Source organism: Nocardia cyriacigeorgica (assembly GCF_010858045.1).
In the GTDB taxonomy this organism is placed as follows: Bacteria; Actinomycetota; Actinomycetes; order Mycobacteriales; family Mycobacteriaceae; genus Nocardia; species Nocardia cyriacigeorgica_E.
Genome location: NZ_JAAGVC010000001.1, coordinates 50213 through 72973, shown reverse-complemented (window position 1 = coordinate 72973; position 22761 = coordinate 50213). Strand labels below are relative to the sequence as shown.

Below are 22761 nucleotides of genomic sequence, written 5' to 3'. Positions count from 1 at the left end.
GGATCACGTTGTCCAGAGCGACCCGGCCCGGATGTCCGGGACGGTCGCCTCCCGCGACGTAGAGGATTGGTGCGGCCGAATGCGAATATCTGCCCCGATAACCGTCTCGGCACTCGTCGTCGCCGGCTTGGTCGCTACCGGATCCGCCACCCACACCACCACCTCCACCACCCCGCCGAAAGCACCGGAAGCCCTGCTCGCGGCGTCCTCACGCAGTACCGACACCGCCGACGACGACACGTCCTCGAAGCTGTCCCAGACGATCGGCCTGCTTCCCGTGGCCCCCGAGCCGCCGCGCAAACTGCGCGCGATGACCCCACCCGCCGACGGCGCGCCACCGCCGTTCGGTGGCACGGTGCCGCTGCAGAGCATTTCGCTGCCCACCGGTGGCGGCACCCTCGGCATTCCCGAGGTGGTGCTCGCCGCCTACCGCAACGCCGAACTGGCCCTCGAGTCCTCGATGCCCGGCTGCGGGCTGTCCTGGAATCTGCTCGCGGGCATCGGCCGGATCGAATCCGGCCACGCGGGCAACGGCCGCACCGATGCCGCGGGCACTTCGGTGACCCCCATCTTCGGCCCGGCGCTCGACGGCACCCTGCCGGGCAACGAGATCATCAAGGCCGCCGACGGCGGCTACGTGCGCGCCATCGGCCCGATGCAGTTCCTGCCCGGCACCTGGAACCTGTATGCCGCCGACGGCAACGGCGACGGCGTATCCGATCCGCACAACGTCTTCGACGCCACCCTGGCCGCGGGCAAATATCTCTGCTCCGGCGGGCTGAACCTGCGCGATCCGGCCCAGGAACTGCGCGCGGTACTGCGCTACAACAATTCGATGTCCTACGCGGCCAACGTGCTGAGCTGGTCGGCGGCCTATCGCACCGGCGGCACCCCCGCCCCGGTCACCATCTCCCCCGAACTGATCCCGCCGGGCAGCGCGCCGATCGAAATGGGCCCGGACATGACCGCGGTGGACACCACGACCGCGACCACCACACCCGAAGCTCCGCCACCGGGAACCCAGACCGTGCCGCCCACCACACCGCAGGGCGAGCCGATGATCATCATTCCCGGTCTGCCGCCCATCCCGTGCGGCATCTTCTGTCCGCCGCCTCCGCCGCCGGCCCCCGGCCAGGTGGTTCCCGCGCCGATGCCGAAGCCCGGAGCACCCGCCGAACCGGCGCCGGCCGCACCGCCCGCCGATCCGGGCGGGCCCGGTCAGCCCGCGCCCGGCCAGCAGGCGCACGGTGATCCGGCTCAGCCCGCGCCGGCCGATCCGAACGCACAGCCGCCCGCGGAACCGTCCACGACCCCGGAGGCGGGTCCCCCGCCCGCACCCGCCGCCACGCCGGCGCCGCAGCCGGCGGTGACGCTGCCGTTCGGCATCGTTGTCCCACTTCCCGCTCCCCCGCAGTGATTTCAAACGGGAACACAGATCACGAAGCAGTAACAAAAAGATCTCGGATGCGGTAGCCTTCCTTCGTAGGTCACGAAGGGCTCACGGCTGAGACAACGGCTCGTAACGGAGTCGGCGCCTCGTCGGCGAGCTCGGCTCATTGAGTCGATGGAGGGTCACAGCACCGTGGGGCGTCACCGCAAACAACCGCCGCCTACCGTTCGGCGGAGCTCCGTACTCGCATTGACCGGGCTCGTTCCCGCCGGATTGGTCGCCGTCAACACCGCATCGGCGGTCGGCACCGACCCCACCGCGGCCTCGATCCAGGCCCACCTGCCCGGCGACGAGGGCATCGACGCCACCGCGAGCTTCGCCGCCGACGCGCAGACCGTCGTCGACCTGGAAAGCCTCAACCACGCGATGGCCAAGCAGTCGCGCGCGGTCCCGCCGACGGTGAAAACCGTTGCGCTGCCCGAAGATCGGGTGCCCGCCGACCTGCCTGCCGCGCAGATGGGCATCCCAGGCATCGCACACGCCGCCTATGTGGCCGCCGAACAGGCCCTCGCCGTCGAAAACCCCACCTGCCACATGCCGTGGACGGTGCTCGCCGGCATCGGCCGGGTCGAATCGACCCACATCTACAACGGCAAGGCCGACGCCGACGGCAACGCCCTCGACCCGGTCTACGGCCCGGTACTCGACGGCAGCCTCGCCGGCAACAACGTCATCCACGATTCCGACGGCGGCGCCCTCGACGGCCTGGCCGGCTACGACCGCGCCGTCGGCCCGATGCAGTTCCTGCCCGAAACCTGGTCGCACTACGCCGCCGACGGCAACGGCGACGGCATCGCCGACCCGCAGAACTACTACGACGCCACCCTGACGGCGGGCAAATACCTCTGCGACGGCGGCCTGGACATGCGCGATCTCGCCCAGCAGTCCAAGGCGATCCTGCGCTACAACAACTCCATGGCCTACGTCGCCAACGTCATGGCGTGGGCCAATTCGTACGGCACCGGCATCGCACCACAGCCCGCACAGCTGCCCCGTATCTGAGACGCCTAAAATCGGCGGCATGCCAGTGGTAACGGAAGCGGACGTGCGGGGCGCCCTCGCAAAGGTCGACGACCCGGAAATTCGCAAACCGATCACCGAACTGGGCATGGTGAAAAGCGTCAGCATCGGCGCCGACAGCGATGTCCATATCGAGGTCTACCTGACGACGGCGGGCTGCCCGCTGCGCACCGAGATCACCCAGCGGGTGACCAAGGCGGTCGCCGACGTCCCCGGCGTCGGCGCGGTCAGCGTCGACCTGGACGTGATGAACGATGAGCAGCGCACCGAGCTGCGTAAGCAGTTGCGTGGCGACTCCGCCGAACCGGTCATCCCCTTCGCCCAGCCCGGCTCGCTGACCAGGGTGTACGCGGTGGCCTCGGGTAAGGGTGGCGTCGGAAAGTCCAGCGTCACCGTCAATCTCGCCGCCGCCATGGCCGCGCGCGGACTCTCGGTCGGCGTGCTCGACGCCGACATCTACGGCCACTCCGTCCCGCGCATGCTCGGCACCGACGCCCGGCCCACCCAGGTCGAGCGGATGATCATGCCGCCCATCGCGCACGACGTGAAGATGATCTCCATCGCCCAGTTCACCCAGGGCAATACGCCGGTGGTGTGGCGCGGCCCGATGCTGCACCGCGCGCTGCAACAGTTCCTGGCCGATGTGTTCTGGGGCGATCTGGACGTGCTGCTGCTCGACCTGCCGCCCGGCACCGGCGATGTGGCGATCTCCATCGCCCAGCTGATCCCGAACGCGGAGATCCTGGTCGTCACCACCCCCCAGCCGGCCGCCGCCGAGGTGGCCGAGCGCGCGGGCGCCATCGCCTTGCAGACCCGTCAGCGGATCGCGGGCGTGGTGGAGAACATGTCCTGGCTGGACCTGCCCGACGGCACCAGGATGGACCTCTACGGTTCGGGTGGCGGCCAGGCGGTGGCCGAGCGCCTCACCCGCGCCGTCGGCGCCGATGTCCCGCTGCTCGGCCAGATCCCGATCGAGCAGTCGCTGCGCGAGGCGGGCGACGAAGGCACCCCGATCGTGCTGCGCGATCCGGAGAACCCGGCCGCGGTGGCGCTGCGCGAGGTCGCCGACAAGCTGGCGGTGCGCCGGCGTGGCTTGGCGGGTATGTCTTTGGGTATCGACACGACACGTCATCTCTGAGCGGCGGCGTAACCGGGTCTCTTCACCGCCAGACCACATCACCGGGTCGGACCCGGCTCTGCCCGGCGTGCCGACGCGCGAGTGGTCGCCGGCGGGCTGCCGCACCCGGCGCGCTCCGGACGCCCGCGTCGCCGGCCGCCGCCACGGTTGCCGCGCGTGAGCCTGTCGGTGCCAACCCATAAGCTCAGCTCATGCTCACGCTGCTGTTGTATGTGCTGATCGTCGGATTGGTGGCCGCGGTGCTGTTCCTGCTCGCGGGGGCGGTGTTCGGGCGGTCGGAGGAGCTGGGGCCGCTACCGGAGGGCACCACCGCGACGGTGCTGCCGGTCGAGGGGATCTCCGGTGCCGATGTGCGCTCGCTGCGGTTCCAGCAGGTGTTGCGCGGCTACAAGGCCGGTGAGGTGGATTGGGCGCTGGCCCGGCTCGCCGCGCGCATCGACGAGCTACAGGGCCAGCTGGCCCAGGCCCGCGCCGAGGCGGGTGCACAATCGGCCGCGTCCGTCCAGCCCGGGCCGACGCAGCCGCCGGTGGGCCCGGATCCGCGATGACGGTCGTCGAGCCGGTCCGCTGCCCGTGGTCGCTGCCTTCGCAGCTCTACCGCGATTACCACGACACCGAGTGGGGCCGCCCGCTGCACGGCGACGACGCGATGTTCGAACGACTGTGCCTCGAGGCCTTCCAATCGGGTCTTGCGTGGATCACCATCCTGCGCAAACGCCCGGCGTTCCGGGCCGCCTTCGCTGGGTTCGCCATCGAGAAGGTGGCCCGCTTCGACGACACCGACCGTGCACGCCTGCTCGCCGACCCCGGCATCGTGCGCAATCGCGCCAAGATCGATGCGGCCATCGCCAATGCCAAGGTCGCCCGCGACCTCGATACCAGCCTCGACGAGCTGATCTGGTCGTTTGCTCCGCCCCCGCGCCCACGTCCGCGCACCCTGGCCGACGTGCCCGCCGTCACACCCGAATCCACCGCTCTGGCAAAGGAATTGAAGCGGCGCGGATTCAGATTCGTGGGCCCGACCACGGCGTACGCGCTGATGCAGGCGACCGGCCTCGTGAACGATCACCTGGCCGATTGCTGGGTCGGCGGCGACCCGCCCTAGACCTACCGAGCGGTCACATTTCGAACTCAGGTATCCGTCCACTCCGGCGATAAGGAAGAATAGACCGAGTGCAGCTCGCCACATGCCGGCGAGCTGCCCAGTTGGCGACAACTGGAGTTCCAAGCAAGTGCGCAGCACACCGCGCAGATCTGGAGGGAGCAGAGGATGGCGGCCATGAAGCCCCGCACCGGGGACGGTCCCCTCGAGGCAACCAAGGAAGGGCGTGGGATCGTCATGCGGGTTCCACTCGAGGGTGGCGGGCGTCTGGTCGTAGAGCTCACGCCGGATGAAGCCGCAGCGCTCGGTGACGAACTGAAGAGTGTCACCAGCTAGTCACCCGACTACGCACTCGGCACTGACGCAGGTGACGAGTGCGCTGGCCTGCCCGGAATGCCAGGCCGGATTGGCGATGTCGGAGCGGTCGCTGCGCTGCGGCGCGGGGCACAGCTTCGATATCGCCAAGCAGGGGTACATCACCCTGCTGACCGGTGCCTCGACCAAGATGACCGGCGATACCGCGGACATGCTCGACGCCAGAGCGGCTTTTCAGGGCGGCGGGCATTTCGCGCCGATCGCCGACGCCACCGTCGCGGCCGTCGCCGGGGCCCCACACCTCGGCCCCGGCGCGTCCGCGCTCGTGCTGGAGATCGGCGCGGGTACCGGCTACTACCTGGCCCGGGTGCTGGACGCGGTGCCGCATGCGCTGGGCATCGCACTGGATGTGGCCAAACCCGCCGGACGACGCAGCGCCCGAGCCCATCCGCGGGCCGCGGCGGTGGTCGCCGACGCCTGGCGCGGACTGCCGCTGCGCGAGGGCGCCGTCGACGCGGCGCTGTCGGTATTCGCACCGCGCAATCCCGGCGAGGTGGCGCGGGTTTTGCACCCGGACGGCAGATTCGTCGTCGTCACTCCCACCGACCGGCATCTGGCCGAGCTGATCGAACCGCTCGGCATGGTGAGCGTCGACCCGGACAAGCAGGATCGGCTGACGGCCACCATGTCCGGACATTTCGAACTGTGCGGGCGCGACGCCGTCGAGTACCCGATGAAACTCTCGCGCACCGACATCGCCAACGTTGTCGCCATGGGGCCGTCGGCCCATCACACGGACGCCGGGGCGTCACGCATCGCGGCCCTGCCGGACACCATGGAGGTCACCGCCTCGGTGCTGGTCAGCACCTACCGGCTCAGCGGAACCTGACCGCTCAGGGTTTGCGCACATGGTCGTAGACCTCGAGGGTCTGGGCGGCGATCCGCGACCAATCGAATTCGGCCACCGCCCTGGCCCGGCCCGCGGCACCGTATTCGGCCGCGAGCACCTGATCGGCGGCCAGCTCGTTCACCGCCTCGGCCAGGCCGCGCTCGTATTCGCCCGGCGCCGCCGGGTCGTAATGCACCAGCCGCCCGGTGGTGCGGTCGGCGACCACCTCGGGGATGCCGCCGACATCGGAGGCGACGACGGCGGTGCCGCAGGCCATCGCTTCCAGGTTCACGATGCCGAGCGGCTCGTACACCGACGGGCAGACGAAGACGGTCGCGGCGGCGAGCACCTGCCGGATCCGCTCGGTGGGCAGCATGTCCTGCACCCAGAACACATTGCCGCGGCGACGGCTCAACTCGTCCACCGCGGCGGCCACCTCGGCGGCCAGCTCCGGCGTATCGGCCGCGCCCGCGCACAACACCAGCTGGATCTCCGGATCGAAATCGCGGGCGGCGGCCAGCAGGTGCCCGACCCCCTTCTGCCGGGTGATCCGCCCGACGAAGGCCGCGATCGGCCGGTCCGTGCGCACCCCCAGCTCCCACAGGAAGGGTTCGGCGCCGGATTCGGGTGGGCCGGGATGCCAGACCGAGGCGTCGATGCCGTTGTGCACCACATGCACCCGTGCGGGATCCACCGCCGGGTAGGCGTCGAGCACATCCCGGCGCATCCCCGCGCTGACGGCGATGATGGCGTCGGCGTGTTCGACGGCATTGCGTTCCGACCATGACGACAGCCGATAGCCGCCGCCGAGCTGCTCGGCCTTCCACGGCCGCCGCGGTTCCAGCGAATGCGCGGTCAGCACATGCGGAATGCCGTAGAGGGTGGACGACAGATGCCCGGCCAGGCCCGTGTACCAGGTGTGCGAATGCACCACGTCGACCTCGCCGGTCGCATCGGCCATCCGGAGCTGGGCCGACATCATCTGGATCGCGGGATTGGCGGCGTAGAGGTGGGTGTCGGGTTGGTGGACCACGGCGTCGTCGCGCGGGGCACCCATACAGTGCACGGTGACCTCGGCGAGGGCACGCAGCTCGGCCACCAGCTCGGTGACGTGCACGCCCGCACCGCCATAGACCTCCGGCGGGTATTCGCGGGTCAGCATGGCGACCCGCAGCCGATCCGCCGGCTCCGTCATCGCCGTCGGGTGCGCGAAACTCACGGATTCAACGTAGACGCTCGACCGGGCCCGGGCCACTCGCACGCCGCCCCACCTCCTGGCGTGAGGTTCGGTAGTTTGACAGTGTGAGGAGCCAGCCGCACGTACTCGGAATCGTGCTCGCCGGTGGCGAGGGCAAGCGACTCTTTCCACTCACCGCCGACCGCGCCAAGCCGGCGGTCCCGTTCGGCGGTGCCTACCGCCTCATCGACTTCGTCCTCAGCAACCTCGTCAACGCCGGATATCTGCGGCTGTGCGTGCTCACCCAGTACAAATCGCATTCGCTGGACCGGCATATCTCGCAGACCTGGCGACTGTCGGGTTTCGCGGGCGAATACATCACGCCGGTGCCCGCGCAGCAGCGACTCGGGCCGCGCTGGTACACCGGCAGCGCCGACGCGATCATGCAGTCGCTGAATCTGATCTACGACGAGGACCCCGACTACATCGTGGTGTTCGGCGCCGACCACGTCTACCGGATGGACCCCGAGCAGATGGTGGCCCACCACATCGCGTCCGGCGCCGGGGTCACCGTGGCCGGTATCCGGGTGCCGCGCAGCCAGGCCAGTGCGTTCGGTTGCATCGACTCCGACGAATCCGGGCGCATCACCCAGTTCCTGGAGAAGCCGGCGCATCCGCCCGGCACCCCGGACGATCCGAATTCGACCTTCGCGTCCATGGGCAATTACGTGTTCACCACCAGGGTGCTGGTCGATTCGATCCGCGCCGACGCCGACAATTCCGATTCCGACCACGATATGGGCGGCGACATCATCCCGAAGCTGGTCGCCGCCGGTCAGGCCGCCGTCTACGACTTCGCCGACAACGACGTCCCGGGTGCCACCGACCGCGACCGCGGCTACTGGCGCGATGTCGGCACCATCGACGCCTTCTACGAGGCGCATATGGACCTGGTGTCGGTGCATCCGGTGTTCAACCTCTACAACAAGCACTGGCCGATCCGCGGCGCCGCGGAGAATCTGCCGCCCGCCAAGTTCGCTCAGGGCGGGCTGGCGCAGGAATCCATCGTCGGCGCGGGCTCGATTTTGTCCGCCGCCACCGTGCGCAATTCGGTGCTCAGCGCCAATGTGGTGGTCGACGACGGCGCCACCGTCGAGGGCAGCGTGCTGATGCCGGGCGTGCGCATCGGTAAGGGCGCGGTGGTGCGGCGCGCCATCCTGGACAAGAACGTGGTGGTCTCCGAGGGCGAGATCATCGGCGTCGACCTCGAGCGCGACCGCGACCGGTTCGCCATCAGCAACGGCGGCGTCGTCACCGTCGGTAAGGGCACCTGGGTGTGAGGCCGGGCAGCGCCCCCGACCGCGTCGTCGAGGGGCGCTGCCCGCCTCGGTTCAGCGCAGGTCCCGCCCGCGCCAACCGACCAGGCCGACGGCCAGCAGGGCCGCCGCCAGCAGGGTGACCACCAGCACCGGGGTCGCGGTGAACTCCGATCCCGGCACCTTCGGGGCATGACTGAACGGTTCGAGATTGCGCAGCCACTGCGGCGCCCCCGACACCGAGCCGAGCAGGAAGACCGCGATCGCAGCTGTCAGCACACCCCACGCCACCGGCGTCCAACGCGGCGCGAGCCCGAACAGGGCCACGGTGACCGCGACGAACAACCAGATCGCGGGCAGCTGGACCAGTGCGGCGGCCAGCACACCGGGCAGCTTGCCGCCGATATCGTCGGCCGCCAGGCCGTACACCAGCCCACCGAGCAGGCCTGCGGTCAGCATGGCCAGCACCGGGCCACCCAGCGCGAACAGCAGATGCGACAGCGCCCACCGCACCCGGCCGACGGCCCCGGTGACGACGGTCTCGGCGTGACCGCTGCTCTCCTCACCGAACATGCGCAGGGTGGCCGAGATGGCGTAGGCCGAACCCGCGACACCGAGCATGGTGAACGCGTAGGTGACCATCGAGTCCTCCAGCGATTCGGTGCCGCCCATCCGAGTGATGAGATCGCGAATGGTCTGGTTGGAGCCGAGTTCGTCACCGATACCGTGCACCACGCTGCCGATCAGCAGGCCGTACAGGCCGAGACCGATCGTCCAGGCCAGCAGGGTGCCCCGTTGCAGCCGCCAGGCCAGCCCCAGCGGGCCGGACAGCCCGGCACCGGCCGCAGGCGCGCCGAGTCGTTCGGCGATCAGGCCCGCTCCGACGTCGCGGCGCATCAGCAGCAGATAGGCAGCGCAGACGCACACCGCCACCGTCACCAGATGCAGCGCCAGGACCCACCAGCGGTCCCCGGCGAAGGCCCGCACCTGCAGCGACCAGCCCGACGGCGACAACCAGGTCAGCGGGCTCACCGGACCGTTACCGGCCTGGGCGTCGCCCACCGCGCGCAGCGTGTAGGTCAGCGCGAGCACGCCGAACGCGATTCCGCGCGCCAGCCGGGCGCCGGTGGTGAGCTGCGCGGCGACCGCGGCCACCGCCGCGAACACCATGCCGGAGCCGGCCAGCGCCGCACCGAATGCCAGCGATCCGTCGGCCGGAACGCCCGTCGCCGCCAGGCTCAACGCGCCGATCAGACCGGTGGCCAGCGCACCGCCGAGGCCCAGCACCAGCGCCGCGGTGAGCCCGGCGAAGCGGCCTACCGAGGTGGAGGCCACCAGCTCGGTGCGGCCGGTCTCCTCCTCGGCCCTGGTGTGCCGGATGACGGTGAGAATGGTCGCCACCGCTACCAGGGTGAAGAACATCCCCGCTTTCCATACCCCGACAGCGCCGATACTGGTGTTGTAGATCGGCCCGTACATGGCCAGCTGCGATGGACTCGCCAGGATCGAATCGGCAAAGGAGGCCCGGTCGGCCTCGGTCGGATAGACCGTCTCGATGCTCGAGACGTACACGCTGCCCAAGGGCACCGACAGCAGTAATACCCAGGCGGGCAAGATGATTCGGTCGCGGCGCAGCGCCAGGCCGAGCATCCGGGCGGTGCCGGCGAATCCGGAGACCGTGCCGTAGCGCGCGGCCGCGCGGTGCTCACCGGGCCTCGACAGCGTTGCGGTGGTCATTTCTGCACCTTCAGCAGCTCGGAGTCGGAATCGCTCGACGCATCGCCTGAATCGGGAAGCGCGTCGCCGTTGGTCGAATAGTGGCGCATGAACAGCTCTTCCAGCGTCGGCGGCTGGCTCACCAGACTGCGCACTCCGGTATCGCCGAGAATGCGGATCAGCTCACCCAGGTGCTCACTGTCGACCTGGCACCGCAGCGTGTGATCGTCGAGGCGCACATCGGCCACCCCGGGCAGCGCACCGAGATCGCCCGGGTCACCGGTCAATTCGGCGGTGATCGAGGTGCGGCTGAGGTGACGCATCGAGGCCAGCGTGCCGCTTTCCACGGTGCGCCCCGACCTGATGATGGTCACCCGCTCGCACAGCACCTCCACTTCCGACAGGATGTGGCTCGACAGCAGGACCGTGACCCCACGTTCGGCGGCCTCGGCCACGCAGTCACGGAACACCTGCTCCATCAAGGGATCCAGGCCCGAGGTCGGCTCATCGAGCAGCAGCAGTTCGGCGTTCGACGAGAACGCCGACACCAGCGCGACCTTCTGCCGATTGCCCTTCGAATAGGTGCGGGCCTTCTTACGCGGATCGAGTTCGAATCGCTCGATCAATTCGGCGCGCCGAGCGGTATCGATACCGCCGCGCATCCGCGCGAGCAGGTCGATCGTCTCGCCACCGGACAGCGACGGCCACAACGTGACATCGCCTGGCACATAAGCGATCTGGCGGTGCAGCTCGACCGCGTCCACCCACGGATCGCGGCGCAGCAGCCGAACCTCACCGGAGGTGCGCGCCAGCACACCGAGCAGGATGCGGATGGTGGTGGATTTGCCGGCACCGTTGGGCCCGAGGAAGCCGTGCACCTCGCCCTGGTTCACTTCCAGGTCCAGCCCGTCGAGCGCACGGACCTGGCCGAAGTGTTTGTGCAGATCCCGGACGTGGATTGCCGATGTCATGGGAACTCCTGAGGAGATCTAGGTATCTGGACTCGGTTGATCGAGCAGGGCGTCGAGCATCATCGGGCCGGTCAGCAGTCCGTTGGTGAACAGCTCGACGCCGGGGAGAAGCATCTGATCGGCGTAGGCGCGCAGAGCCTTGCCGTAGTCGAGGGGGCCGTCGTGTTCGGCGGCATACAGTTGCAGGAAGAGCATCAATCCGCCGCCGTTGTTCAGCGCCAGATAGCGGGCCGTCGCGTGCAGATCGCGGGGGGCGCGGATCGTGCCCGCCGCGATGCCGACGCGCAGATACTGCTCGACGTCGGACACCATGTGCTCGAACAGCAGGCCCGCCAACGCGCCGCCCGCCTGAAAACTTCGGACGATATAGGCGATGACCGGACCGAAGCTTTCGATCTCGGCGAGCTGACCGAGGATGTTCGACGGCGCCGGACGCTCGACCGAATCCAGCTTGGCATCGCGGATGACCTTGCGTACGTAGTCGTCACATTCCTCGCGCAACCCGTCTTTCGATCCGAAATGGTGATTGACGAGGCCCGGCGAGACGCCGGCTGCGGTGGCGATGGCACGTACTCCGACGTTGAACCCCTGCTCACCGAAGACGGTGATGGCGGCGTCGCGAATGCGTGCACGAGTGCTCAGATCCGGGGCGGATCCTTCCGGTACGGCTGGTCGGTTAAACACATGTTCAATATACTAAACACTCGTTCAATCGGCCGTCAATGGCTCCCTAGCCACGGGAGGCGCAGAGCAGCCCGTCACCCACCGGAATCAACACGCTGGTCAGGTTCGGGTCCTCGGCGATGGCCCTGGTCGCCGCGCGCACCGCCTGCGTTGCCGCGTCGCGCTGCGCCGGATCGGGCACCCGCCCGCCGAGCAGTGCGTTGTGCAGCAGAATCGCTCCACCCTCGCGCAGCAACCGCACCCCTTCGGCGACGTACTGCGGATGCTCGACCGGCGCGGCATCGATGAACACCAGGTCGTAGGCGCCGTCGGCCAGGCGCGGCAGCACATCGAGGGCGCGGCCGTTGATCAGCCGGGTGCGCGCGAGCGGGATATCGGCGGCCCGGAACGCCTCTTTGGCCGCGCGCTGATGCTCCGGCTCGGAATCGATCGTGGTCAGCGTGCCGTCCTCGCGCATACCGTCCAGCAGCCACAGGCCGCTGATCCCCGCGCCGGTGCCCACCTCGACCACGGCCCGCGCGCCGAGCATCTGGGCGTACATGCTCAGCAACGCACCCACCGACGGAGCCACCGGCGCGGCGCCCAGCTCGGTGGCCCGTTCCCGGGCGCTGACGAGGATCTCGTCCTCCACGACGGATTCCTCCACGTAGGCGAGATTTCGCTCCAGATTCGATGCCACGCCCATGAGGCTATGCCAAACCGTGACCAGCGGCCCGAAACATTCTCAGGTGTCCCTCAGGATCTCCATACACAGGCCATATCGCGACAGGAAAGAGTAGGCAGCACGCAAGACCAGCCGACCGGCGGCGTCAGAGCCAGAACACCGGGTCGGGAACAACCGGACACCTTCTATCGGTTGTACCCGACAGCGACGGTCCGTGGACCCGGACCGCTGCTCGAACTCCGACGCCTCGGTCCCGAGTAGGAGGTATTTCCCATCCACATGGTCGATGCGGCGCGCGAGTACGCCACCCTGCCCGAGCTGCCGACGCAGCGCGAGGTCACCGCACTGGAACTGGCCGAGGTCGCGGAGGTGGCCGAGGACGAACTGACCGGCACCGCGGCCTTCGATGCCACCGGCGATCGCTCCGTCATGCCCACCTGGGACGAACTGGTCCGCGAACACGCCGACCGGGTCTACCGGCTGGCCTACCGTCTCTCCGGCGACGCCCAGGACGCCGAGGATCTCACCCAGGAGACCTTCATCCGGGTCTTCCGCTCACTGTCGAACTATCAGCCGGGCACCTTCGAGGGCTGGCTGCACCGCATCACCACCAACCTGTTCCTGGACATGGTCCGCCGCCGCAGCCGCATCCGGATGGAAGCGCTGCCCGAGGACTACGACCGGGTGCCGGCCCAGGGCCCAGGACCCGAGCAGGTCTACCACGACGCCCGCCTCGACCCCGACCTGCAATCGGCGCTGGACGCGCTGGCGCCGGAGTTCCGCGCCGCGGTCGTGCTGTGCGATATCGAGGGGCTGTCCTACGAGGAGATCGGCGCCACGCTCGGGGTGAAACTGGGCACCGTCCGCAGCCGGATCCATCGCGGCCGTCAGGCACTGCGCGAGCACCTTGCGCATAATGGAACCCAGGACCGGTTCGCCGACGCGGCGAGCGAGTCCTGAACCAGCAAGAACGGGTGATCTCCGGCCGTGGCGCCGCGCCCGGCCGTGATCGAGTCGGTTGGAAGGATGAGCACCGAATGGTTGGCGACTCCGGTACGTCAGGTCGTTCACCGCGTTTCCGTTCCACCGAGCATCTGGCGAGTGAGGCCGTCGCCGCCTATGTGGACGGCGAACTGCGGATGAACGCGTATCTGCGTGCCGCCCAGCACATTTCCGTCTGCCCCGAATGCGCGGCCGAGGTCGAAGCCCAGCAGCAGGCGCGCATCGCATTGCGCCGGGCCGCCCAGATCTCCATCCCGCACGGACTGCACGACAGCCTGACCCGCATTCCGCTCGGCGAACTTCCCGGCACCGATCGTTCCGCCGCCGCGGCGCGCAATTCCCGTGACGAGGCCGTTTCCGGTTTCCTCGGTGCGTCTTTCGCGGCGAGCTTCGACAGTAGGCGGTGGACAACGTGGTGGCGCAAGTAGAGTTTGGCGCGTGACCACCGAATCGACGAACACCGGATCGGCCGACACCTCGGATTCGGCGGCCAACAGGGGGAACCTGCGGCCGCCGGACGCGCCCGTGCTCGGGCCGCGCCCGGTATACCGCCCGCACGTGGATACCCACACCGCTCGCGCCTTCCGCCGCCCCAACGGCCAGGCCGGATCCTTCGCACCGCGCCCCGGAACGGCCACCGCCGCCCAGGGCCCCGACCCGGTGCAGAACCGGCCGCCGGACGCCGTGCTGGCCGAGGCGTTCGGCCGCCCGGAAGGCTCCGACGAACTCCTCCAGCGCGATCCAGACGCCGTCACCGGCCAGACCGAGATCGCAGGCCCCGCCGATCCGTGGCGTGACCCGGAATCCGGCGCCCGCCTCGGTGCGCCCGCCCTGCCCACCCCCGCGGCCCGGACGCAGGCCGAAGCCACCAAGCTGTCGGCGCGCGAGGTGCTGTTCGGTTCCCGGGTGGCACCGCGCGCGCTGGCGCTGCTGGCCGCCATCGCCTTGGTCATCGGCCTGATCGGCGGCCTCGTCGGCCGGCTGACCGCGGAGACGGCCTCCACGCTGACCTCACGCAAGGTCGCCCTCGAGCAGACCGGAGATCCCGAGCAGCCGCACGGTCAGATCGCCCAGGTCGCCGATGCGGTGCTGCCCTCGGTGGTCTCGATCCGCACGACCGTCGGCGACAACGGCGCCACCGGCTCGGGTGTGGTCATCGACGGCAACGGCTACATCGCCACCAACAATCACGTCATCTCCATGGCCGCCCAGGACGGTTCCGGCAACGCCAAGATCCAGGTGATGTTCTCCGACGGCACCCGGGTGCCGGCGAACATCGTCGGCCGTGACACCAAAACCGACCTCGCGGTCTTGAAGGTCGATGTGAAAAATCTCACTGTCGCTCAGCTCGGTAAATCCGAGGACGTCCGCGTCGGCGACGCCGTGCTGGCGATCGGTTCCCCACTGGGACTGAGCAAAACGGTCACCTCCGGCATCGTCAGCGCCTTGCATCGCCCGGTGAAGCTCGAGGGCGAGGGCAGCGACACCAAGGCCGTCATCGATGCGGTGCAGACCGACGCCTCGATCAACCCCGGTAACTCCGGTGGCGCGCTGGTGGACATGGAGGGCCGGGTCATCGGCATCAACACCGCCATCCGCAGCGAGACCGGCGGTTCGGTCGGCCTCGGCTTCGCCGTGCCGGTGGACGTGGTCACCGACGTCGCGCAGACCCTGATCCGCGACGGCGTCAAGCATCATCCGGTGATCGGCCTGAGCGCCCGCACCAAGGCCGTCGCCAACGAGGCGATGAGCGGCGCCGAGGTGGCCGATGTGGCGCCGGGCGGGCCCGCCGCGCGGGCGGGCATCGTGGAGGGCGACGTCGTCGTCAAGGTCGGCGATCGTGAGGTGACGGGGCCGGAAGAGCTGGTCGTCGCGGTGCAGGCGAACAAGATCGGTGAGACGGTGACGGTGCGGTTGATCCGGGAAGGCCGGCAGGTGGACGTTCCGGTCACCCTGGAATCCGACTGATCCGGCGGCCCCGGCGCGCGGTAGCCTGGTCTGGTGTTCAGCAACATCGGGTGGAGCGAGATGGTGATCCTGCTCGTGGCCGCCCTCGTCATCCTCGGCCCGGAGCGCTTGCCCGGTGCCGTGCGCTGGACCACGCGCAGTCTGCGGCAGGTGCGCGATTACGCCAGTGGCGCGACAGCGCAGTTGAAGCAGGAGCTCGGGCCCGAATTCGAGGATCTGCGTAAGCCGCTCGCCGACCTGAACGAGCTGCGCGGCATGACCCCGAAGTCGATGGTGACCAAACACCTTCTGAACGGTGACGATTCGCTGTTCAGCGATATCGGCAAGGCCATGCCGGACAAGCAGGACCTCTACGGCACCAATAGCGGTATGCCGGGTTACCCAGCGCCGAAGCCGGAGAAACCGTTGGAGCGCAACGAACGTCCGCCGATCGACACCGACGCCACCTGATCTGTCAAGCGAACTAGACACCCGTCCGGCTTACGCTGTCTACACTTCGCACATGTCGGCCGATGACGTGGCGCGGGTGTTCGCGATCGAGGACAAGGTCGAGCGCCTCAAGGCAGCCACTGACGGTGTCGCGGCGGCGCAGCAGACCATCAACGAGCTCACGCGAATTCGTCGCGCGGTGATCCGTGAATTGCATGCCGAGGGCTGGACGTTCGCCAGAATCGGTGCGGCGGCCGGGCTTTCCCGGGCGCGCATCCATCAGGTGAGCACGCAGGGCCCGGCGCCGGAGGGCTTGTTCTTCGGGCACGGCGCGCTCACCGTTCTCACGCCCCGGGTGCGTACCGGCCGGTTGATCGGCGCCCCCGATCCGGCCGCGGCGCCGCGGCTGGCGGATCTACTGCGGGAGCTGGGATTCGCGGTCACCGTCGAACAGTTCCCGCCGGGACATCCCCTCGATCTCAACCGCGACGGGCTGATCGTGCTCGGCGGGCCCGAACTCTCGCCGAGCCTGCGTCAGCTGATCGCCGCCGATCCCCGGCTGCGGCGCTCGGTGGCCCGTGCCGGCGACGGCCGTCGCGGTATCGAGGATCGAGCCGCGCGGCGGGTGTATCGGCCCTCCGGTCCCGACCCGCACGACATCGCCTATCTCGCCCGGCTCCCGCGCCCCGACGGTCAGGGCTCGATCCTGGTGATCGACGGCCTGCATCCGCCCGGCTCGCTCGGTGCTGTCCGGCTGCTGGCGACTCGGCTCGCCGGGCTGCACGAACGCGCGGGCACCCGACGGTTCTCGGTATTGATCGCGGTGCGCTTCGACCGCGCGACCGGTGAACCGCTGGAGGCCGAGATGCTGACGCCGGTGTATCGCCATGAGCCGGCCGAGGTGCGGCCGCAGGCGCTGCGCACCCGCCGCTGAATTCCGCCCGCTGCTGAATCCCGGCGGCGAATCCATCCCGACACAGATCCGGGCACGTCGGTGCATTCGGCCGCAACGGCTTGGCATCCGGCGACGCCTTGTGCTTGAACGCTCACCCTCGACCGCACACCGCACCGCCGCATGCTTAGATAGCCAGGAAGTAACCATTCGACGGCGCCGACCCTGTTCGGTCCCGGTTTTCCGGCAATCACATGACGCGGAGGCACAGGTGAATGTGATGACGATCATTGCGATCGCACTGATCGCAATCGGATTGCTGGTGACCATCGCCATCTTCATCCGCAAGCCCGCCGAGCACCGCCGCGCCCACGTCACGGTGGCCGAATTGCAGGCCCGGCTCGCCGACGAATCCGGGCCCGAACATCTGCGCTCCAACGATGCGTCGGCGGCCGCCGAGCCGAGCGGAATCGCGGACGACGCCGGGGCCGACGCGGGGCCCGGGCACCGTCGACCCGGCACCGGCGAGGGCGACCGTGGCGACTCCGGTAGGCAGACGTCCACCGACACGGACGAGCCGGCACCTGCCGTTACCGGCGGGACATCGCCGGGCGATGCCGAACCATTCTCCGAGCCCAGCACCCAGCCATCCCCCGCACCGCCGACGGCCGACGCCGACGGCCCGGCCGCGGAGTCACCCGCCGCCGACGACGACGAGCCAGGAGCACACTGACGGCTGGACCAACCCACAGCCGCGATTCCACCGCTGACATCGGCAGCGGATTCCACCGCTGTCGTCGGCGGCGACATGTTCGGCGCGAGGAATCAGGTCAGCGGTAGGTCCAGCGCCAGCCCTCGGCGGACAACGATGCCCGGTCTACCGCCGGCGCGAACCGGACAGCCCAACCGCTACCTACCGCTCAGGCCGCGACACTCTCCGGCCGCACCGTGTTCATCGGCGGACGGTCGGTCAGGCACACCTCGGTGCTGTGGGCGGTGAACTCGTCGCCGATCAACGGGAACTGGGTCAGCGCCGCACCGGAATCGCGGACGCCGCTGCGGCCGAGCACGGTGCCGAGGATCTGCCTGCTCATCACGCCGAGGTCGGCCAGCGGGCGATTGCGGTGGGTGCGCACGCCCAGGTTGACCTGGCCGATGGCGTCCAGGCCGAGCCGGTCGTAGGTGTCGAGCAGCAGCCCGATCTCCACGCCGTAGCCGGGGGCGAACGGCACCGAGGTGAGCAATTCCCTGGTGCCGGCGTATTCGCCGCCGAGCGGTTGCAGCACCTCCGAGAGGTCGGGGCGCAGCGCCGCCAGCAGCGGACGGGCCACCAGTTCGGTGACGCGGCCGCCGCCATGGGCCTCGACCGCGTCGCCCTGCCGCAGCGGCCTGCGGTAGTAGGCCTTGACCAGGTGCAGATCGTCCACCGTCAGCAGCGGGCCCAGCAGTTTGGGCACGAAGGCCGGATCGGGATCGATGAGGTCCGAGTCGACGAAGGCCACCAGGTCGCCGCTGGTCACCGCCAGCGAACGCCACAGCACCTCGCCCTTGCCCGGCACCGGATCGAGTTCCGGGACGGCCTGTTCCCGGCTGACCACCCGGGCGCCGGCCGCGCGGGCCCGCTCGGCGGTCGCGTCGGTGGAGCCGGAATCGAGCACCACCAGCTCGTCTACCAGACTGCCGAGCAGCGGCCGGATACTGGCCACCACCGCGGCAACGGTGTCCTGCTCGTTCAGCGCGGGCAGCACCACCGAGACGGTGCGGCCCGCCTTGGCGGCGACGAGTTCGTCTACCGCCCACTCCGGGGCATCCCAGGTATTCGTCATCGCCCAGCTGGGCTCACGGTGTTGGATGTTCATACCAGACCTCGCAGGGTTCGTGCGGGGGGCCGGATACCCTGTATCGCGGCAATCATGTCCACTACGCGCCGGGTCGCGGCGACTTCATGGACGCGGAAGACTCGAGCGCCTGCCGCCGCCGACCATGCCGTTGCTGCCAATGTGCCCTCCAGCCGCTCGGTGAGATCGACACCAAGAGTCTCTCCGATGAAATCCTTGTTGGAGAGCGCCATCAAGACCGGCCATCCGGTATTTACAAGATCGTCGGCTCTACGCAACAGTTCGAGCCCGTGGTAGGTGTTCTTTCCGAAATCGTGGGTCGGGTCGATCAGGATCGAATCGCGCCGCACCCCGGCGGCCAGCGCCGCCTCCGCCGCCCGCACCACCGTGGCGGTGACCTCGGCGACCACGTCGGAGTAGCGGACCCGGTGCGGTCTGGTGCGCGGTACGGCGCCGCCGGTATGGCTGCACACGATGCCCGCGCCCAGTTCGGCGGCGACCGCGACCAGATCGGGATCGGCGCCCGCCCAGGTGTCGTTGATCAGATCGGCGCCCTCGCCGATCGCTGTACGCCCCACCTCGGCGCGCCAGGTGTCTACGCTGATCAGCAGGTCCGGGTAGGCGGCGCGGATGGCGGCGACGAACGGGACCACCCGGCGGGTTTCCTCGGCGGCATCGACCACCTCGCCAGGCCCGGCTTTGACACCGCCGATATCGACCAGATCGGCGCCCTCGTCGACCGCGCGGGCCACGGCGTCCATGGCGGCGGCATCGGTGAAGGTGGCGCCCCGGTCGTAGAACGAGTCCGGGGTGCGGTTCACAATCGCCATGACCAGCGCCCGGTCCGTCGCCACCGGGCGTCCGCACAGGGTCGGCGACGGCGCGTCGGGGCGGAACATGGGGTCGACTGTACCGACTCGTGTAGTAACCGGTTTCGGGCGCGGACCCCGGTCAGTCCCGGGGCGCGCGCCCGGCCGCCACATCGGCGGCGTATCCCGGATAGGCCGGGATATAGCCGTCGGCGCGGCCGGCGAGAACGAACACGTCGGAATCATCGTCGGGCGAATACCCTTGTTTGCGCAGTTCTACCTTGCGGCTCTTGAACGTGGAGGTGGTCTCGAGTTCATCGACCACCCGGATGAACAGCGGCACCGCGTACCGCGGCAGCCGCTCATACGCCAGCTCGGCCAGCGCTGTTCCGTCGAATTCGGCGCCGGCTGCGAGGGTCACCGCCGCCATCCCGGCCTTGCCGTCGGTACCGGGGATGTCCACGCCGAACACCACGGCCTGGGAAATGGCCGGCGAGGCGCTCAGCGCCGCCTCGACCTCGGTGGTGGCCACGTTCTCGCCCTTCCAGCGGAAGGTATCGCCGAGCCGGTCGACGAAGGCGATATGGAACCAGCCCTGATCGCGCACCAGATCGCCGGTGTCGAACCAGACATCGCCAGGTCGGAAGCCGTCACGCACGAGTTTGGCCTCGGAGGCGGCCTCATCGGTGTAGCCGTCGAACGGCGTGCGGCCGGTGACCTTGGCCAGCAGCAGTCCGACGCCACCCGAACGCACGCGACGCAACCGGCCGTCCGGGCCGCGCTCGGGCTTTCCGGTGTCCTCGTCGTATTCCACGATGGCGTAGGGCAGCGGCCCGAAACCGGCGGTGCGGTCGACCCCGAAGGCGTTGACGAACGCGATATTGGCCTCGCTGGCGCCGTAGAACTCCACGATCCGCCCGATGCCGAAGCGCCGCCGGAATTCGTCCCACAGCTCCGGCCGCAGACCGTTGCCGACGGCCAGGCGCACCCGGTGCGTACGGTCGGTCGGCCGGGCCGGCTGGTTGAGCAGATACCGGCACAGTTCGCCGATGTAGATGAACGCGGTGGCGCGCTCGCCGATCACCTCGTCCCAGAAGCGGGATGCCGAGAACTGCCTGCCCAGCGCGAAGGTCGCACCGGCCGCAAGCACCGACGACAGCGCCACCGTGAGCGCGTTGTTGTGGTACAGCGGCAGACAGCAGTACATCGTGTCGTCACCGCGTAGCCGGACGCCGAGGCCACCGAGCCCGGACATGCTCTTGGACCAGCGCAGATGCGTCATCACGCTGGCCTTCGGCAGGCCGGTGGTGCCCGAGGTGAAGATCAGGAACGCCCGCTCCCCCGCGGTCACCTCCGCGCAGACCGGCGGATCGGACGGATCGCCGAGCTGGGCTTCGGCATGCAGATCCTCGGCGTACAGCAGCCGGGCCGGCGGCTCGGCCAGCGAATCGAGCGCCTCCTGGCATTCCGCACCGACGACGTTCACGACACTGCCGAGCAACCCGAAGCTGTGCGCGAGCACCCGATCGCGCTGATGGTGATTGAGCAGGCCGACGGTGGCGCCGAGCTTGACCGTGGCCAGCACCGTGAACAGGGTTTCCGGGCGGTTGGTCATCAGCACACCGACCACGTCACCGCGGCCGACGCCGTGCTCGGCCAGCACGCTCGCGTAGCGGTTCACCAGCGAATTGGCTGCGCCGTAGGTGTATTCGTGGCCCTCGAACCGCAGGAACGCCCGATGCGGATGACGGTGCGCCGCCCGCTGGAAATACCGGCCGACCGACGCCTTGTCACCGGGGCCGACCAGCATGCCGAAGGCATTGCGCAGCATGCCCGGCGCGTCCACCGCCATCCCGGGCAGGCTCTTGGCCAGGTCGAACACGCTGATGGTGGCGTCGTTGCGCACGGAATCAGTACTCCTCGATCGGATGCTGCTGGGCGGCAGCGGGATTGCCCACCGGCTCCGGAGTGCCGGGCTCTCGTCGCGCCGTACTCGGAACGAGTGCCTCGAATGCATCGTCGAAGTCGGCGACGACGCGCACCCGATCCAGCGCGGGCTGCGGGACGAAACCACGCGCGTGCAACTCGTCCACCCAGGCGAACAGCCCGCGATAATGCCCGTCCGGATCCAGCACGACGACGGGTTTGTCGTGTACGCCGAGGTAGGCCCCGGTCCACGTCTCGAAGAATTCCTCTAGCGTGCCGATGCCGCCGGGCAGGGTGAGGAAGGCATCGGCGCGGTCCTCCATCACCTGCTTGCGCTGGCGCATGGTGTCGGTGACGACGAGTTCGTCGGCGTCCACATCGGCCACCTCGCGGTGCACCAGATGCTTCGGGATCACGCCGATGGTGTTCGCGCCGCCGGCGCGGGCGGCCGTGGCCACCGCGCCCATCATCGACACGTGGCCGCCGCCGGACACCAATTGCCAACCGCGCCGGGCGATTTCGGTGCCGACCCGCGCCGCCAGCTCCAGCTGCGCGCCGTCGATGGTGCTGGCCGAGCAGTAGACGCAGACGGCGTGGGCGCGTTCGGCCGCGCTCACCACTTGTCCTCCGTGCCCATCGTTTCCAGATTCTCACGTTCGGCGGTGGCCTGCTCCAGAATGCGCACCACGTCCTCGACGCTGTCGGTGACGTAGAGCAGATCCACATCGCCCGGCGAGATCTTGCCCGCCCCCAGCAGCGAATCGCGGATCCAGTCCACCAGCCCGCCCCAGAACCTGGTGCCGAACAGGATGATCGGGAACCGGGTGATCTTGCGGGTCTGCACCAGCGTCAGGGCCTCGAACAACTCGTCCATGGTGCCGAAACCGCCCGGCAGGCAGACGAATGCCTGCGAGTACTTGACGAACATGGTCTTGCGGACGAAGAAGTAGCGGAAATTGATGCCGAGATCGACCCATTCGTTGAGCCCCTGCTCGAACGGCAATTCGATACCGAGCCCGATCGAATAGCCGCCCGCCTCACACGCGCCCCGGTTGGCGGCCTCCATCGCGCCGGGCCCGCCGCCGGTGATCACCGCGAACCCGGCGTGCGCCAGCGCGGAACCGATGGCGCGGGCGGCCTCGTATTCGGGATGATCGACCGGCGTACGCGCCGAACCGAACACCGACACCGCGCGCGGCACCTCGGCCAGCGCCCCGAAACCCTCCACGAACTCGGCCTGGATGCGCAGCACCCGCCACGGGTCGGTATGCACCCAATCGCTGTCGCCACGCCGATCCAGCAGATTCCGGTCGGCGGTGCCGACGCCGGGCTTGCGATCCCGGCGGAACATGATCGGCCCGCGGAATCTGGCTGTCGACTTCGGCTTGCTGTTGAGTGGCTCGGCGGCGTCGGTGGACATGGGGCTGAGTCTATTGGCGCCGCCTGCGGCGTCGC

24 protein-coding genes are annotated in these 22761 nt (G+C 69.2%); 14 read left to right on the top strand and 10 right to left on the bottom strand.

The genetic code is table 11. The features are described from left to right. The first annotated feature begins 79 nt into the window (after positions 1-79). From GV790_RS00355 to GV790_RS00325, 7 genes are all read left to right on the top strand, one after another. Positions 80-1417, top strand: coding sequence for a lytic transglycosylase domain-containing protein (locus tag GV790_RS00355; protein WP_163809245.1), 1338 nt, complete (start codon positions 80-82; stop codon positions 1415-1417). A gap of 165 nt (positions 1418-1582) precedes the next feature. After that, complete coding sequence (locus GV790_RS00350; RefSeq protein ID WP_163809892.1) at positions 1583-2452, top strand: lytic transglycosylase domain-containing protein; 870 nt, start codon at positions 1583-1585, stop codon at positions 2450-2452. 19 nt (positions 2453-2471) lie between these two features. Further along, positions 2472-3608 carry an Mrp/NBP35 family ATP-binding protein gene (locus GV790_RS00345; protein WP_163809243.1) on the top strand — a complete coding sequence of 379 codons (1137 nt, stop codon included), beginning with the start codon at positions 2472-2474 and terminating at the stop codon, positions 3606-3608. Positions 3609-3799: 191 nt separating this feature from the next. Beyond that, positions 3800-4156, top strand: coding sequence for a DivIVA domain-containing protein (locus GV790_RS00340; protein WP_163809241.1), 357 nt, complete (start codon positions 3800-3802; stop codon positions 4154-4156). After that, positions 4153-4713: a DNA-3-methyladenine glycosylase I gene (locus GV790_RS00335; protein WP_163809239.1), complete on the top strand. Its 561-nt coding sequence runs from the start codon at positions 4153-4155 to the stop codon at positions 4711-4713. Before GV790_RS00340 ends, GV790_RS00335 begins: the two co-directional genes overlap by 4 nt. A gap of 165 nt (positions 4714-4878) precedes the next feature. After that, positions 4879-5046 (top strand): DUF3117 domain-containing protein, encoded by a 168-nt coding sequence (locus tag GV790_RS00330; RefSeq protein WP_011211259.1) that lies wholly within the window; start codon positions 4879-4881, stop codon positions 5044-5046. Between the two features lie 31 nt (positions 5047-5077). Beyond that, positions 5078-5914, top strand: coding sequence for a putative RNA methyltransferase (locus GV790_RS00325; protein WP_163809236.1), 837 nt, complete (start codon positions 5078-5080; stop codon positions 5912-5914). A 4-nt stretch (positions 5915-5918) separates the two neighbouring features. Here GV790_RS00325 and glgA read toward each other — a convergent pair whose 3' ends face one another. Continuing rightward, complete coding sequence (glgA, locus tag GV790_RS00320; RefSeq protein ID WP_163809890.1) at positions 5919-7088, bottom strand: glycogen synthase; 1170 nt, start codon at positions 7086-7088, stop codon at positions 5919-5921. 128 nt (positions 7089-7216) lie between these two features. Between glgA and glgC the strand changes: the two genes are divergently transcribed. After that, the gene (glgC, locus tag GV790_RS00315; protein ID WP_163809229.1) at positions 7217-8431 is read left to right on the top strand and encodes a glucose-1-phosphate adenylyltransferase; all 1215 of its coding nucleotides are present in this window, start codon (positions 7217-7219) and stop codon (positions 8429-8431) included. 51 nt (positions 8432-8482) lie between these two features. On the opposite strand, the gene GV790_RS00310 is transcribed toward glgC, so the two are convergent. From GV790_RS00310 to GV790_RS00295, 4 genes are read right to left on the bottom strand one after another with little or no spacing between them, the layout of a single operon-like run. Next, positions 8483-10144, bottom strand: a complete 1662-nt coding sequence (locus GV790_RS00310; protein ID WP_163809227.1) for an ABC transporter permease — start codon at positions 10142-10144, stop codon at positions 8483-8485. Beyond that, positions 10141-11094: an ABC transporter ATP-binding protein gene (locus GV790_RS00305; RefSeq protein WP_163809226.1), complete on the bottom strand. Its 954-nt coding sequence runs from the start codon at positions 11092-11094 to the stop codon at positions 10141-10143. The genes GV790_RS00310 and GV790_RS00305 overlap by 4 nt, the downstream gene beginning before the upstream one ends. An 18-nt stretch (positions 11095-11112) precedes the next feature. Beyond that, positions 11113-11778 (bottom strand): TetR/AcrR family transcriptional regulator, encoded by a 666-nt coding sequence (locus GV790_RS00300; RefSeq protein ID WP_163809220.1) that lies wholly within the window; start codon positions 11776-11778, stop codon positions 11113-11115. A 46-nt stretch (positions 11779-11824) separates the two neighbouring features. Beyond that, positions 11825-12463: an O-methyltransferase gene (locus GV790_RS00295; protein WP_163809218.1), complete on the bottom strand. Its 639-nt coding sequence runs from the start codon at positions 12461-12463 to the stop codon at positions 11825-11827. A 258-nt stretch (positions 12464-12721) separates the two neighbouring features. Between GV790_RS00295 and sigE the strand changes: the two genes are divergently transcribed. The 6 genes from sigE (at position 12722) to GV790_RS00265 (ending at position 17466) form a co-directional block, all read left to right on the top strand. Beyond that, positions 12722-13402, top strand: coding sequence for an RNA polymerase sigma factor SigE (gene sigE, locus GV790_RS00290; RefSeq protein WP_228806653.1), 681 nt, complete (start codon positions 12722-12724; stop codon positions 13400-13402). Between the two features lie 77 nt (positions 13403-13479). Continuing rightward, entirely contained in the window at positions 13480-13872 is a 393-nt protein-coding gene (locus tag GV790_RS00285) for a hypothetical protein (RefSeq protein WP_163809216.1), read from the top strand. 10 nt (positions 13873-13882) lie between these two features. Then, positions 13883-15412: a S1C family serine protease gene (locus GV790_RS00280; protein WP_163809210.1), complete on the top strand. Its 1530-nt coding sequence runs from the start codon at positions 13883-13885 to the stop codon at positions 15410-15412. A gap of 33 nt (positions 15413-15445) precedes the next feature. Then, entirely contained in the window at positions 15446-15862 is a 417-nt protein-coding gene (gene tatB / locus GV790_RS00275) for a Sec-independent protein translocase protein TatB (protein WP_163809207.1), read from the top strand. A gap of 52 nt (positions 15863-15914) precedes the next feature. Continuing rightward, positions 15915-16775 carry a hypothetical protein gene (locus GV790_RS00270; protein WP_163809205.1) on the top strand — a complete coding sequence of 287 codons (861 nt, stop codon included), beginning with the start codon at positions 15915-15917 and terminating at the stop codon, positions 16773-16775. A gap of 238 nt (positions 16776-17013) precedes the next feature. Further along, positions 17014-17466 (top strand): hypothetical protein, encoded by a 453-nt coding sequence (locus GV790_RS00265; protein ID WP_163809203.1) that lies wholly within the window; start codon positions 17014-17016, stop codon positions 17464-17466. 187 nt (positions 17467-17653) lie between these two features. On the opposite strand, the gene GV790_RS00260 is transcribed toward GV790_RS00265, so the two are convergent. The 5 genes from GV790_RS00260 to GV790_RS00240 are packed head-to-tail and all read right to left on the bottom strand — an operon-like array spanning position 17654 to position 22726. Continuing rightward, a complete protein-coding gene (locus tag GV790_RS00260) occupies positions 17654-18592 on the bottom strand; it encodes a glucosyl-3-phosphoglycerate synthase (RefSeq protein WP_163809202.1) in 939 nt (312 codons plus the stop codon). After that, positions 18589-19470, bottom strand: a complete 882-nt coding sequence (gene folP / locus GV790_RS00255) for a dihydropteroate synthase (RefSeq protein ID WP_163809200.1) — start codon at positions 19468-19470, stop codon at positions 18589-18591. The genes GV790_RS00260 and folP overlap by 4 nt, the downstream gene beginning before the upstream one ends. Positions 19471-19522: 52 nt before the next feature. Further along, complete coding sequence (locus GV790_RS00250; protein WP_309138967.1) at positions 19523-21286, bottom strand: long-chain-acyl-CoA synthetase; 1764 nt, start codon at positions 21284-21286, stop codon at positions 19523-19525. 4 nt (positions 21287-21290) lie between these two features. After that, entirely contained in the window at positions 21291-21923 is a 633-nt protein-coding gene (locus GV790_RS00245) for an LOG family protein (protein ID WP_163809194.1), read from the bottom strand. After that, the gene (locus GV790_RS00240; protein WP_163809192.1) at positions 21920-22726 is read right to left on the bottom strand and encodes an LOG family protein; all 807 of its coding nucleotides are present in this window, start codon (positions 22724-22726) and stop codon (positions 21920-21922) included. Before GV790_RS00240 ends, GV790_RS00245 begins: the two co-directional genes overlap by 4 nt. Positions 22727-22761 lie beyond the last annotated feature (35 nt).

What these genes read in the sequence shown, in the direction of transcription:
- GV790_RS00355 (WP_163809245.1), top strand. Translation starts at nt 80, where the DNA reads ATGCGAATATCTGCCCCGATAACCGTCTCGGCACTCGTCGTCGCCGGC.
- GV790_RS00345 (WP_163809243.1), top strand. Translation starts at nt 2,472, where the DNA reads ATGCCAGTGGTAACGGAAGCGGACGTGCGGGGCGCCCTCGCAAAGGTC.
- GV790_RS00340 (WP_163809241.1), top strand. Translation starts at nt 3,800, where the DNA reads ATGCTCACGCTGCTGTTGTATGTGCTGATCGTCGGATTGGTGGCCGCG.
- GV790_RS00335 (WP_163809239.1), top strand. Translation starts at nt 4,153, where the DNA reads ATGACGGTCGTCGAGCCGGTCCGCTGCCCGTGGTCGCTGCCTTCGCAG.
- GV790_RS00330 (WP_011211259.1), top strand. Translation starts at nt 4,879, where the DNA reads ATGGCGGCCATGAAGCCCCGCACCGGGGACGGTCCCCTCGAGGCAACC.
- GV790_RS00310 (WP_163809227.1), bottom strand. Translation starts at nt 10,144, where the DNA reads ATGACCACCGCAACGCTGTCGAGGCCCGGTGAGCACCGCGCGGCCGCG.
- GV790_RS00305 (WP_163809226.1), bottom strand. Translation starts at nt 11,094, where the DNA reads ATGACATCGGCAATCCACGTCCGGGATCTGCACAAACACTTCGGCCAG.
- GV790_RS00295 (WP_163809218.1), bottom strand. Translation starts at nt 12,463, where the DNA reads ATGGGCGTGGCATCGAATCTGGAGCGAAATCTCGCCTACGTGGAGGAA.
- sigE (WP_228806653.1), top strand. Translation starts at nt 12,722, where the DNA reads ATGGTCGATGCGGCGCGCGAGTACGCCACCCTGCCCGAGCTGCCGACG.
- GV790_RS00285 (WP_163809216.1), top strand. Translation starts at nt 13,480, where the DNA reads ATGGTTGGCGACTCCGGTACGTCAGGTCGTTCACCGCGTTTCCGTTCC.
- GV790_RS00270 (WP_163809205.1), top strand. Translation starts at nt 15,915, where the DNA reads ATGTCGGCCGATGACGTGGCGCGGGTGTTCGCGATCGAGGACAAGGTC.
- GV790_RS00265 (WP_163809203.1), top strand. Translation starts at nt 17,014, where the DNA reads ATGACGATCATTGCGATCGCACTGATCGCAATCGGATTGCTGGTGACC.
- GV790_RS00260 (WP_163809202.1), bottom strand. Translation starts at nt 18,592, where the DNA reads ATGAACATCCAACACCGTGAGCCCAGCTGGGCGATGACGAATACCTGG.
- folP (WP_163809200.1), bottom strand. Translation starts at nt 19,470, where the DNA reads ATGTTCCGCCCCGACGCGCCGTCGCCGACCCTGTGCGGACGCCCGGTG.
- GV790_RS00240 (WP_163809192.1), bottom strand. Translation starts at nt 22,726, where the DNA reads ATGTCCACCGACGCCGCCGAGCCACTCAACAGCAAGCCGAAGTCGACA.